This is a genomic window from Pelosinus fermentans JBW45, from assembly GCF_000271665.2.
GTDB lineage: Bacteria > Bacillota > Negativicutes > DSM-13327 > DSM-13327 > Pelosinus > Pelosinus baikalensis.
Window position 1 is genome coordinate 2,022,852 of sequence record NZ_CP010978.1, and the last position, 12,917, is coordinate 2,035,768.

General features: G+C 39.9%; 15 protein-coding genes. All 15 read left to right on the forward strand.

Annotation, left to right across the window (positions count from 1 at the left end):
- The first annotated feature begins 14 nt into the window (after nt 1-14).
- The 15 genes from rnfB to JBW_RS08670 all read left to right on the forward strand — a co-directional run bounded on the left by rnfB (nt 15) and on the right by JBW_RS08670 (nt 12,865).
- Nucleotides 15-887, forward strand: coding sequence for an RnfABCDGE type electron transport complex subunit B (gene rnfB / locus JBW_RS08600; RefSeq protein WP_007959476.1), 873 nt, complete (start codon nt 15-17; stop codon nt 885-887).
- A 142-nt stretch (nt 888-1,029) separates the two neighbouring features.
- Complete coding sequence (locus JBW_RS08605) at nt 1,030-1,551, forward strand: Gx transporter family protein (RefSeq protein ID WP_007959475.1); 522 nt, start codon at nt 1,030-1,032, stop codon at nt 1,549-1,551.
- 93 nt (nt 1,552-1,644) lie between these two features.
- Nucleotides 1,645-1,887: a DUF4321 domain-containing protein gene (locus JBW_RS08610; RefSeq protein WP_235334169.1), complete on the forward strand. Its 243-nt coding sequence runs from the start codon at nt 1,645-1,647 to the stop codon at nt 1,885-1,887.
- Nucleotides 1,888-1,912: 25 nt separating this feature from the next.
- A complete protein-coding gene (locus JBW_RS08615; protein ID WP_007959471.1) occupies nt 1,913-2,482 on the forward strand; it encodes a Maf family protein in 570 nt (189 codons plus the stop codon).
- Nucleotides 2,479-3,180, forward strand: a complete 702-nt coding sequence (gene radC / locus JBW_RS08620; RefSeq protein ID WP_007959470.1) for a RadC family protein — start codon at nt 2,479-2,481, stop codon at nt 3,178-3,180. Before JBW_RS08615 ends, radC begins: the two co-directional genes overlap by 4 nt.
- Nucleotides 3,181-3,235: 55 nt before the next feature.
- Entirely contained in the window at nt 3,236-4,270 is a 1,035-nt protein-coding gene (locus JBW_RS08625; RefSeq protein WP_007936201.1) for a rod shape-determining protein, read from the forward strand.
- A 24-nt stretch (nt 4,271-4,294) separates the two neighbouring features.
- Nucleotides 4,295-5,209 carry a rod shape-determining protein MreC gene (gene mreC, locus JBW_RS08630; protein WP_007959452.1) on the forward strand — a complete coding sequence of 305 codons (915 nt, stop codon included), beginning with the start codon at nt 4,295-4,297 and terminating at the stop codon, nt 5,207-5,209.
- Nucleotides 5,206-5,691, forward strand: a complete 486-nt coding sequence (gene mreD / locus JBW_RS08635; protein ID WP_007959450.1) for a rod shape-determining protein MreD — start codon at nt 5,206-5,208, stop codon at nt 5,689-5,691. The genes mreC and mreD overlap by 4 nt, the downstream gene beginning before the upstream one ends.
- A 107-nt stretch (nt 5,692-5,798) precedes the next feature.
- Nucleotides 5,799-7,637, forward strand: coding sequence for a penicillin-binding protein 2 (gene mrdA / locus JBW_RS08640; protein WP_007959448.1), 1,839 nt, complete (start codon nt 5,799-5,801; stop codon nt 7,635-7,637).
- 372 nt (nt 7,638-8,009) lie between these two features.
- A complete protein-coding gene (gene minC, locus JBW_RS08645) occupies nt 8,010-8,648 on the forward strand; it encodes a septum site-determining protein MinC (RefSeq protein ID WP_036681714.1) in 639 nt (212 codons plus the stop codon).
- A gap of 50 nt (nt 8,649-8,698) precedes the next feature.
- Complete coding sequence (gene minD / locus JBW_RS08650; RefSeq protein WP_007959443.1) at nt 8,699-9,490, forward strand: septum site-determining protein MinD; 792 nt, start codon at nt 8,699-8,701, stop codon at nt 9,488-9,490.
- A gap of 13 nt (nt 9,491-9,503) precedes the next feature.
- On the forward strand, nt 9,504-9,782 hold the full coding sequence (minE, locus tag JBW_RS08655; protein WP_007936208.1) for a cell division topological specificity factor MinE: 279 nt from the start codon (nt 9,504-9,506) through the stop codon (nt 9,780-9,782).
- Nucleotides 9,783-9,943: 161 nt separating this feature from the next.
- Nucleotides 9,944-11,050, forward strand: coding sequence for a rod shape-determining protein RodA (gene rodA / locus JBW_RS08660; protein WP_007959441.1), 1,107 nt, complete (start codon nt 9,944-9,946; stop codon nt 11,048-11,050).
- Nucleotides 11,051-11,240: 190 nt separating this feature from the next.
- Nucleotides 11,241-11,981, forward strand: coding sequence for a M23 family metallopeptidase (locus JBW_RS08665; RefSeq protein WP_007959439.1), 741 nt, complete (start codon nt 11,241-11,243; stop codon nt 11,979-11,981).
- A 5-nt stretch (nt 11,982-11,986) separates the two neighbouring features.
- Entirely contained in the window at nt 11,987-12,865 is an 879-nt protein-coding gene (locus tag JBW_RS08670) for a M50 family metallopeptidase (RefSeq protein ID WP_007959437.1), read from the forward strand.
- Nucleotides 12,866-12,917: the final 52 nt, after the last annotated feature.

Sequence of the window (12,917 nt, forward strand, 5' to 3'; positions counted from 1 at the left end):
GAAGGTGATGAAAAATGAGTACACCAATATTGATATTGATCGTATTGACATCTCTGGGGGTATTTTTTGGTTTTCTATTGGCTTATTCAAACAAAAAGTTTTCCATCGAAGTTAATCCGCTCATCCATATCGTAGAGGATGTTTTGCCGAAAGGACAGTGTGGTGCCTGTGGTTATGCTGGTTGTATGGCTTATGCTGAGGCAGTTGTGCTCAATCCTGATGTAGCACCTAATTTGTGTTCACCAGGTAAAGACGCAGTGGCAAAACTTGTTGCTGAACTTACAGGTAAAGCAGCTGCCCCTATGGAACCGCAAATTGCCCAAGTGCAATGTGCAGGTACTCATGATAAGGCTAAAAGATCCTATGCATATACGGGTGTAGAAGATTGCGTTGCTGCCAACTTGCTTTTTGGCGGACCAAAATCTTGTAAATATGGCTGTTTAGGATTAGGCACCTGTGTTAAAAGTTGCCCTTTTGATGCCATGAGTATGAGTCCAGAAGGCTTACCTATTATTGACCCCGAGAAGTGCACTTCCTGTGGTAAATGCGTTAGCGTATGTCCTAAACAAGTTATTTCTCTTATGCCTGTTGGGGCAAGAGTTCGTGTAAATTGCAACTCAAAAGATAAAGGTGCTGTAGCAAAAAAAGCCTGTAGTGTTGCTTGTATTGGCTGTTCCCTTTGTATGCGTCAGTGTCCATATGAAGCGATAAAGATGGTGAATAATTTGGCTATTGTAGATGCTAAGATTTGCGAAGAAAAATGTTCAGATGCTGTATGCTTAAGTAAATGCCCGACAAAGGCGATTCGTCCTTTTGTAACAGGGATTGTGCCTGGTACAGAAAATGAAGCAAGTACGGCTCTTGCTTGTGCATCTTGCGCAAAATAGAGAAAATTGCTAATTAACCGCAGAAGAAAAAATCTTCTGCGGTTTTTTATATGTATCTCATTTGCATGTTAAGGGTTTTTGCGGTAAAATAATCTAGACTAACCGACAAGGCGGTAAAGTAGATAACAAAGGCTGATAAATTATGAATCATACGAGACGCATGGTGCTAATGGCTTTATTTGTGGCTATAGCCAGTGTGCTGCACATTGTAGAATCTTGGATTCCTTTGCCACTTCCCATACCTGGAATTAAATTAGGACTAGCAAATATTGTATCTCTAATTACGATTGCAACTTTTGGTTGGCGTGATGCCATATATGTGGTAGTTATACGAGTTTTTTTAGCATCGTTATTTGGAGGAATTCTTATTGGCCCAGCTTTTGCGATGAGTATGAGTGGTGCTATTGCTAGTACGTTATTGATGGCCTATGCTTATACTGCTTGGCACTCGACTTTTTCTTTTATCGGAATTAGTATCATTGGTGCCGTTATACATGGTGTAGCACAAATTATAATGGCGGCTTTAGTGGTATCTAGCCTTACTTTATTATGGTATTTACCTTATTTAGTATTATTGGCAGTGCCAACAGGCTGGGCGACAGGGATGACTGTGGCTTACTTTTTGGCAAAGGTACCAAGATCTATGCCAAAACCATTACAATAAGTAAATAACTACTATAGCATATGTATTTAGACTGTCTTATAATAGATGCAGGGGGGAATAATATTGCGAGGCGCTAAAAGTAATGGATATGGTATGTTTGTACTATTTTTGCTTACGGGTGCAGTTTTTGGCGGTATTTTGGGAGAAGTTATTTCTCATTCTGATATAGCAGCTGGCTTTGCTCCCTATTTAGTAAAAACATTTCTTGTCTTAGATGTGCCGCCTGTTACGATTAATTTGTATGTCATAAGATTTATGGCTGGCTTTGCTTTGCAGCCTAACTTAATTAGTATTTTAGGTATGGTAGTAGCTTTTTTGCTGTATCGTCGTCTTTGATTTATATCTATGGGAGGTTTTGCTAATGACGATTATTTTGGCATCAGCATCGCCCCGCCGTCGTGATCTGTTAACCCAGGTTGGTTGTGATTTTGTAGTAATGACTAGTGGGGTTGTCGAGGATAATGCGCAAGCTGTGCCCCCTCATGAGTTAGCGGTCTTACAAGCGAAAGAGAAGGCTTTGGATGTATTTTCGAAAGTACAGGCTCATGATGTGGTGATTGGGGCTGATACCATCGTAGTACTGGATGGACAAGTCTATGGTAAGCCTGTGGATAAAAATGATGCAAGACGTATGTTAACTTCCCTAACCGGTAAAGAGCATCAAGTAATTACAGGAATTGCTGTTGTAACGGCAAAGGAAATTTGGAATGATTTCGTTGTTACCAATGTGAAGATTGGGGATATTAAAGCTGAGGAAATTGAAGCATATCTCACAACAGGTGAGCCTATGGATAAAGCAGGTGCATACGCGATTCAAGGTAAGGGTGCGCTTTTTGTGGAGAGCATCAATGGATGTTATGCTAATGTTGTAGGTCTACCATTAAATAAATTATCTGAATTACTTAAAAAGGCTGGTGTCAAGTTATTATGAATGACAATAAGCCGCTTATGATAAAAGAATTGCCTCAAGAGGAAAGACCAAGGGAGAAAATGCTGAAGAAAGGTGTTCAGGCTTTAAGCAATGCAGATTTGTTGGCTATACTGCTTAGGACTGGTACAAAAAATGATTCTGTTTTGCGCGTAGCGGAAAGGCTGTTAAAAAAGTATGAAGAGATAGGTATAACTGCTCTTTCTGGTCTTGGTCCTCAAGAAATAAGTAAAATCAAAGGGATTGGTCCAGTAAAAGCAGTGACACTTGTTGCTGCCATTGAGCTCGGCAAACGCTTAAATGGAGCGGCAGCAGAACTAAGAGCAATCATTCGTTCTCCTCAGGATGCTGTTGATTTATTGATGGCCAGACTACGCTATGAAGCACGAGAGCATTTTATTGTAATTCTCTTGTCCACCAAAAATCATGTGATAGCGATTCCTACTATTTCCATTGGCAGTTTAAATGCATCGATTGTGCATCCCCGTGAATTATTTCGCGAGGCTATTAATCATTCAGCGGCTTCTGTTATTTTGGCACATAATCATCCTAGTGGAGATCCTACTCCTAGCTCGGAAGATGTTAGCCTAACTCGAAAATTAGTTGATGCAGGGAAAATTTTAGAAATTCCTGTCCTTGATCATATAATTATAGGCGATAACAAGTATGTTAGTCTTAAAGAAAAGGGAATAATAGAATGAATTTGTTAAGTAGCAAGATCAATATGTACTTGCTTATTGAAAGGGGCTATATAGTATGAAGAGTTTTTTTGGATCATTTTCCCGAGATATGGGTATAGATCTTGGCACTGCCAATACGTTAGTGCATGTAAAAGGTAAAGGAATTGTACTGAGCGAACCATCAGTGGTAGCGATTCAGCGAGATACTGGGGAGGTATTGGCAGTTGGAGAAGAAGCGAAACAAATGATCGGTCGTACTCCTGGTAATATAGTGGCGATTCGACCACTAAAAGATGGTGTAATTGCAGATTTTGATGTGACTCAGGCTATGTTAAAATATTTTATTCGCAAATCCATCGATTCGAAATCCTTTATTCGCCCTCGTGTAATTGTGGGCGTGCCTTCGGGGGTAACGGAAGTGGAAAAACGTGCGGTAATTGATGCAACGATTCAAGCGGGGGCGAGAGAAGCCTATTTAATTGAAGAACCTATGGCTGCAGCTATTGGAGCTGGTTTACCTGTTCATGAACCCACGGGCAATATGGTGGTTGATATTGGTGGCGGCACCACAGAAGTAGCTGTTATTTCTCTCGGCGGAATTGTTACCAGCCGTTCCATTCGCGTGGGTGGCGATGAGATGGATGAAGCGATTATACAATATATTAAGCGTACTTATAATTTGATGATTGGTGAGCGTACGGCTGAGGAAGTAAAGGTAACGATTGGGGCGGCAATTATTCCTCCTAGTGATCAAACGATGGAAATTAGAGGACGAGACTTAGTAAGTGGTTTACCTAAAACACTTACTATTAAAGCCAGCGAAGTGCAACAAGCTTTGAGTGAGCCTGTAATGAGCATTGTCGAAGCTGTTAAAGTTACGCTGGAGAAAACACCACCAGAGTTGGCTTCTGATATTATGGATCGAGGTATTGTAATGACGGGCGGTGGTTCCTTATTAAAAGGTCTTGATCGGCTTTTAAGTAGAGAAACAGGTATGCCAGTGCATATTTCTGAAGATGCTCTCTTATGTGTATGTATGGGTACTGGGCGAGCCCTGGAAAGTATAGATTTATTAAAACGTGTGCTAATGTCTCCCAAAAAGTTGGGATAGTGGGATAGAGAGGAGATTACACCAGTGCGCTTGTTTCACAGAAAAATGGCCATTTTATTAGTGGCTGTGTTACTCGTCCTTTGGCTGGCTAGCTCTCTCGCCCAGGGTAGATATAAGTTTGCCTTTATGGAGAAAACAATTACTGTTGTGTTGGCGCCTGTTCAATCTGTTGTTAGCAATGTTGGATTTACCTTTCGTAATATTGGCTTATCCACCGGAGAATTGATGACGGCCTATCGTGATAACAAAGCGCTGCGGATAGAAAATGAAAATCTTCGTCAAAGTAATTTAAATGTGACTGAAATTATGGCAGAGAATGCACGCCTTCGAGGCATGTTAGAGTATAAAAAAGGGGCACCACAGTTTGATTTAGTGACAGCAGCAGTAGTGGGGCGTGATCCTGGAAGCTGGACAAGTACGATTATTATTAATCGTGGAACTGCTGATGGTATTGCTAAAGACATGCCTGTAGTTACCCCTCAGGGACTTGTCGGCAGCGTTGTGAGTGTATATGCGAATGTGGCTAAAGTGAATCTGATTCTTGACCCTCGAAGTGCAGTGGGGGCGTTGGTGCAACGTCCAGAGTCGAGAGTAGCAGCTATCGTAGAAGGACATAGCGCTACACCGTTAGCGCCAAGAATGGTAAATATTGCTCGGGATGCTGATGTGATAAAAGGAGATAAGCTTATTACATCAGGATTTGGCGGTATTTATCCTAAAGGGATATTAATTGGTGAAGTAGTAGACTTGGTTAATGAAGAAGGTGGTTTGTTAAAATATGCTGTCTTGAATCCTGCAGTAGATTTTGATAGACTAGAAGAAGTCTCTATTATTTTACGTTCACGTGAGCCGATTCCTACCTTGCCTCTGACAAATCCAATTATATCTCCTGATGCTTCGGGAAAGACACCAGTGCCTGCTCAGGGAGTAAGACAATGAATGTATTAATATGGGGTAGCGTACTTCTAATAACGATTATCATACAGTCTACGCTAATACCTCTTATTTCAATTCGAGGTATTTATCCTGATGTACTGCTGATAATTGTGGTATCCTATGCCCTGCTGTCTGGTAAAGAGAATGGAGTCGGTATGGGCTTTTTTGCAGGATTATTACAAGATTTAGCATCTGGTGGTATTTTTGGAATTGGTACTTTGTCAAAATTAACAACTGGCTATCTCTTTGGATTGGCAGAACGCAAAGTATTTAAGGAACATGTGCTGTTGCCAATATTAGCTACGATTGTTGCAACCATATTCAATGGTTTGGTTGGGATGCTGCTATTATTGATCTTTGGCTACAAGGTTGATCTGATTGCTGCACTAACGCAGAATATAATGCCTCTTATGGGCTATAATTTAATTGTGGCAGTTCCCATACATCATGCTGTATATCGTTTGATTAAATTTACTGCAGAATAAAGCAAAAAATATAAGGTCTATGGCTTTCGTCTGTATCTAAAGGACTTGGCACTAGCCAAGTCCTGTTTTAAGTTTAAAAAATTGGGGGGAGAAAGGAAGATGTCATCATGTTGGTGAAACGATCAAATTACAGGCTGGATGTACTGGCAATTATTATTCTTTTAGTATTTGTAGCTTTGGTTAGTCGTTTAGGATATTTGCAAGTCGTCCAGGGAAAATATTATGGAGAAAAAGCAGATGGTAATCGCATCAGACTTGCTCCTATAATGGCTCCTCGCGGCATGTTTTATGATCGAAATGGCATTCCCCTTGTCTCGAATCGCCCTGGCTTTGCAGTATCATTACTGCCGATTTCCGGGCCCGTTCCTGATGATATTATTGTTAAAGTAGCCAGTATCTTAAATATAACTCCTGATGAAATCAAAAAGAAGTTGAGTCAACATAGTGGCAGATTTGAGCCGATTCGCATTAAATCAGATATTGGTCCAGATATTGTAACAAAGATTGAGGAACGTCGTGCAGAATTGCCAGGGGTAGTAATTGAAATTCAGCCGATTCGCAATTATATTAATAACGAGTTAGCTGCTCACTTATTTGGCTATGTCAGTGAAATTAATGATGTAGAATTGGAAAAGGCACAAGAAAAATCCAATGAGTATAAGAGCGGCGATATTATTGGTAAATTTGGTTTAGAAAAAGTATACGATCGTGAATTGCGTGGAATAGATGGAGGGAATCAGGTTGAGGTGGATGTAACCGGCCGTCCTGTTAATGTATTAGGACGAAAGGAAACTGTGCCAGGGAAGAACCTAACATTAACCATTGATTATAAAATACAAAAAGCAGCTGAAGTAGCAATTGACGAACAACTTACATATTTGCAGACAAAGAGTGAGTTTCGGAATGCAAAAGCAGCAGCGGCTATTGCGATGAATCCAAAAACAGGAGAAATTCTGGCGATGGTAAGTAGGCCCACTTTTAACCCTAATTTATTTTCAGGTGGGATTTCTAGCAAGGATTGGAAAGCGTTAAATGAAAATCCCAATAATCCGATGAATAACAAAGCCATTTCAGGAGAATATCCACCCGGATCTACTTTTAAACTGGTTACAGGTGCCGCAGCCTTGGAACTTGGTAAGGTAACTCCTGAAGAAAAAATCCTAGATACAGGGAAACACTGGATTATTGCCAAAGGAAATGCTGAAGGAGAAGCCTTAGGATGGATTAATTTTAAGGAAGCTCTGACTAAGTCTGATAATGTTTATTTTTATGAAATGGGTAATCGCTTAGGAATTGATAATTTAGAAAAATATGCACGTATGTTTGGTTTAGGAGTCACAACAGGCATTAATTTGCAAGGGGAATCAGAAGGTCTGGTTGCAAATCAGCGTTATAAAGAGAAAGTATATGGTGAGGAATGGTATCTATCAGAAACCTTTGATGCGGCTATTGGTCAAGGTTTTCAACTAACAACTCCCTTGCAGGTTGCTGTCTTAATGAGTGAAATTGCTAATGGTGGTTATCGGTATCGTCCTTATTTAGTCAGTAAGATTAGTTCCAATAAGGGAGAGGTTATCAAGACCTTTGCTCCTGAGGAAGTGGGAAGAATACAATTATCGGATAGAACCCTCACCCTTATTCGAGAGTCACTTCGAGATGTTGCACTTGAAGGCGGTACAGCTGCTCAAGCATTTCGTGATTTTCCCATAGCCATTGCTGGTAAAACGGGTACAGCAGAAAATTCTCATGGCAGTGATCATGGCTGGTTTATCGCTTATGGCCCTTACGAGGATCCTCGAATCGTAGTTGTAGTGATTGTAGAACAGGGGGGATTTGGTGCAGGATCTGCTGCGCCAATTGCCAGAAAGATTATGGAGGCTGCCTTTAATCTGAATCAAGATCCTGCAGCAGCACAGCAGACCCATAAACCTCAGACTGCACTATAAGAAAAGAAGGCTATTTCGTTACCGTTTAAGAAATCGTAACGAAATAGCCCTCTGTTCTTAATAGCCTAGAAAGTATAAGTTTCTTTAAAAGAGAACTTTAAACGCAGAGGACACAAAGATGTACAAAGGGCACACCAGACATGTTTATTCTACAACTTTGTGTTCTTTGTGTCCGCGTAAGCGGCTTTGTGTCTTTGTGTTTCGAAACGGCTATGTATTAAAAGGACGCAAATTACTTTTCCTATGATAGTCGTTTGGTCCCGTATTTTGGATTTAAAAATTAACTTCTTAAATTTGGCAGGATTATTGACGAAAAGCGCGAATTCTAAGTGGCAGATATATGTAACCTGTAAGAAGACTTGGGAGATGGACATGCGAGAATATGTAATATTTAAGGGCAGCAGAAATGGCTTACAATTAGTACTTGATGCATCTGTAGAATTTGAAGTACTTTTAGAAAATTTAGCAGCTAAACTAGAATCGGCAGTTGATTTTTTCTCTCGAGGGACGATGGTGGAAGTGCCAGCCAAGGTACGTAATCTTTCTTTTCAGGAGCAGGAAGAATTAAGTAAGCTGCTGGCTGGTTATGGATTGGTCTTTCGTGAAGTCAATGACCAGTGTGCAGATGATATTGCGATGTTTGAGCCTAAAGAGATAGAACGGCTAGTTGTTGCAAAAACCATACGCAGCGGTCAAGAAATTATTCATCAGGGTGCCGTGGTTATTGATGGTGACGTGAATCCTGGTGCAGAGGTAATAGCCGGCGGAGATATTATTGTAAACGGGACATGTCGCGGTATGGTACATGCAGGGGCTTATGGAGATATAAGGGCTACTATTACAGCCCAGCGTTTATTAGCTTCGCAAATTAGAATTGCTGGACTAATTGCCAGAGCACCGGATCATTTAGACCAGCCTGATCAAGCTGAGGTAGCACTTATCGAAGACGGGATTGTCATTATAAAAACAGTTAGTATGCAAGAAGATGAGATGCAAAAATTACAAGCATAAGTAAAGCAGACTAAAGTCTTTGGCATTGGTCTGTATATAGGAGGATCTATATGGGGGAAGTTATTGTAATAACATCGGGCAAAGGCGGCGTTGGAAAAACTACCACTTCAGCCAATCTGGGGACTGGTTTTGCATTGCAGGGAAAGAAAGTAGTGTTAGTTGATGCAGATATTGGATTACGTAATTTAGATGTAGTGATGGGACTTGAAAATCGAATTGTATATGATTTAGTGGATGTTACAGACGGAAATTGTCGGCTAAAGCAAGCATTGATTCGGGATAAACGTTATGAATCCCTCTATCTTTTACCTGCGGCTCAAACTCGTGATAAAAATGCAGTAACTCCAGAACAAATGAAACAACTATGTGATGAATTAAAACAAGATTTTGATTTTGTGATTATTGACTGTCCTGCAGGTATTGAGCAGGGATTCAAGAACGCAATAGCTGGGGCTGATCGGGCAATTATTGTGACTACGCCTGAGGTATCAGCGGTGCGTGATGCTGATCGTATCATTGGCTTATTAGAGTCAGAGGGGAAACATAACCCTAAACTGATTGTGAATCGTATTCGTCCTCACATGGTTAAAAAAGGTGATATGATGAGTATCGATGATATTATTGAGATCTTAGCCATTGATTTATTAGGCATTATACCAGAGGATGATTATATTGTCGTTTCAACCAATCGAGGAGAGCCAGCAGTTGTCAATCCTATTTCCCAGGCAAGTACAGCGTATAAGAATATTGTTCGACGTTTAATGGGTGAAAATATACCATTAATGATTATTGAAGATAATACTAGCTTTTTTAATAAATTAAAGAAAATATTCAATCTTTAAGGGAGGAATAAAAATGCTTGAATTGATTCAAAAACTTTTTGGCAAAGATTCTAATTCTTCGAAAGATATTGCCAAAGAAAGACTACGATTGGTATTGGTTCATGATAGGGTTAATGTTTCTCCCCAATTGATGGAAACATTAAAAGATGATATGTTTAAAGCCATATCGAATTATATGGATATCAATGAAAAGTGCATGGAAGTGAATCTTACTCATACCGAATCATCCGTCACTCTTGTTGCTAATATTCCTGTGACCAGTATGAAAAGAGGCGCTATGTCAAAGCGATAAGCAGGTAGGGAGCAGCTTATACTTATGAATGAGAGCGGTTTCATCATCGTATAAAAATTACCATCAGGCGCAGTATACTATACTGCGCCTTTTAAGTGGACGAAATTGGGAAATGATATTATAATAAAGAAATGACTTGATATGGAAGGTATGTGTAAGGTATGTTAAATCGGCGTCTATTACGAAATTTAGATTTTGTTACAATTACCACAACGGTGATACTGATTTTGATAAGTTTAGTAATAATTGGCAGCGCTACTCATATCAATACACCCGGTGAAGAACGATATTGGTATGTTGAGCGTCAGGGAACGTTTGCCTTGTTTAATGTGATTTTCATAATTATTCTATTGAATTTTGACTATAAAGTACTGGGTAAATTCGCCAATGGGTTGTATGGTATCAATTTAGTCATGTTATTGGCTGTTATGTTTATAGGTCAATCAGCTCTTGGCGCGCAGCGATGGATACAAATAGGTCCTATTAGCTTGCAGCCTTCAGAGTTCTCCAAATTAATTATGATCATTGCATTAGCGGATATGCTGGACAAAAAAACAGGGAAACTCAATTCATTTAAAGATCTGATACCCATTTTTTTATACGTGGGTGTACCTTTCTTGTTAATTTTAAAGCAGCCTGATCTTGGGACTTCTCTTGTGTTTTTAGCTATTTTATTTGGTATGCTCTTTATTGCAGGGATTAAAAGTAAACATTTGATGGTGATTTTTGGCGCTGGTGCTGCTTTCCTACCTATATTTTGGCATTTCTTAAAGGATTATCAAAAAATGCGATTGTCTGTATTTATGGATCCCAATGTTGATCCATTGGGATCTGGTTATCATATTATACAGTCTAAGATTGCCATTGGGTCAGGAATGCTATTTGGTAAGGGACTCTTTGGCGGCACCCAAAGCCAGTTGAACTTTTTACCAGAAAATCATACAGATTTTATTTTTGCTGTGATTGGTGAGGAACTTGGCTTTATTGGAGCGGTTTTGATTTTATTGCTGTATTTCATTCTTTTATATCGGGGTGTAAAAATTGCTGGTGAAGCAAAAGATAATTTTGGGACTTTACTAGCGACAGGCATTACCTCTATGTTGACTTTCCATGTATTAGTGAATGTAGGGATGACTGCTGGTATTATGCCAGTAACCGGTATCCCCTTGCCCTTAATGAGTTATGGCGTTAGTGCTCTTACTACGAATATGATTAGCATTGGTATATTACTAAATATCTATATGCGTAGACAAAAGATTATGTTTTAAAAATATGCAATGCTTTAAAAACGTAACCATAGATTGTTAGTCTGTCAAAGATTTATATTAAGTCTCAACATGCATAGAAGATGCAAGAGGATGCGCCGCTAGGTGTATCCTCTTTGAAATTCTAAGCATATATTGCATTCCTTTTCTCATATATATTCTATAGTAATAGGTGCTGGTGTGGGGGTGCTATATGGCAAAGCTATGGAATAAGTTAAGAAAGAACCGCTGGGGCGAAACAAGGGAAACGGATTATTCCTGGCAGTATCCAGAGGAAGAGGTGAACTATGATTGGCTTAAAAAAACAATTATAGCAGGCATTTTATTTGCAATTGTATATTGTGCTCATATATCGGAAACGGCGATAGGGAGAATGATGGATGATGGGATTCGTTATACCTTGACGGCGCAAACAGATGTTAATTATGTAGTGGAAAAAATCATTAGTATGGCTCCGGAAAATTTAGATCTCTCAGTACTTAAAAGAGTTCAGACTACAATATCCAAACCTGCAGATCCTTTATTGTATATGCATATGCCTGTTACAGGGAAAATTATAGTGCCATTTGGCTGGGGCATTCATCCTGTGTTAAAACAAGAAAGAATGCATGAAGGAATTGATATGGAAGCTGCTTTAGGAACGAGTGTGCAAGCAGCTGCTCCTGGTAAGGTAAAAATGATTACGGATAGTGCCCAGTTGGGAAAGGTAGTAATCATCGAACATAGTCAGGAGATAGAAACTTTATATGGTCACTTAGGAGAAGTTCTTGTACAGCAAGGGGATGCGATTAGCCAGGGACAGATTATTGCTAAAGTAGGTAAAAGCGGCATGGCAACTGGACCTTTGCTTTATTTTGAGGTGCGGGAAAACGGTAAGGCCATTGATCCTACTACTCGGCTAAAGGGAGAGTTTCCTAAGGGAGAGGAGAAGTGAGTTGATTGCGGGTTGCTAATGTAGCAGGGATAGACTTGATCGTGAGTTATTGGTTTATCGCAATGATCTTATTCTTCTCTTTAGCTGGTATGATGGTGAAAGTACTTCTCGTGTTTAGTGCAGTGCTCTGGCATGAATTAGCTCACGCAGGGGCTGCCATAGCCTTAGGATTTTCAGTGCGTGAAGTTGAGTTGCTGCCCTTTGGTGGTGTGGCACGAATCGAAGGGTTGGGGGCCGCCAGTTCAAAAAGTGAGATGATAATAGCCGCCGCCGGACCAGCAGCAAGTGTGGTTTTGGCGGCTATTGTTTATAGTAGTATGTTTTATTTTAATTTGTGGACTGAAATATGGGATTTTTTTTACAAAGCGAATATCATGCTGGCAATCTTTAATATGATACCAGGTTTACCTCTTGATGGTGGGCGTATTTTTAGAGCATGGCTGGCTTTATATATAGATTATGGAAAGGCTACGGCTATTGCTGCTGGTATCAGTAAATGTGTAAGTATTTCGTTGGTATGTATTGTGATTTTTCAATATGTGCAAGGCAGCACAGTAAATATCTCTTTTTTAGTAGCAGCTATTTTTTTATACACAACCGCAAAGAGTGAATTAAAGGTGGCTGGATTTCGCACTTTGCGCATCATGGCTCAAAAGAAAACCTTACTGCGTTCAAGGGGAATGATGCCAACAACGCATCTTACCGTTATGGAAGGTGTATTGCTTAAGGATATTGTTCGTTTATTTCGTCCTGATCAGTATTATGTGATGCTGGTGGTAAATGATGATTGCAGAGTCTGCGGCACCTTAACGGAGACCGAGGTATGGGAAGGGTTGCCAAAGAATGGTCTACATGCTAGTATTGGTGAGCTGATAGATTCATGAAGCATCTGTAATGAATAAAGCCATCCATAAGATTATTCGTGAATATAGCATT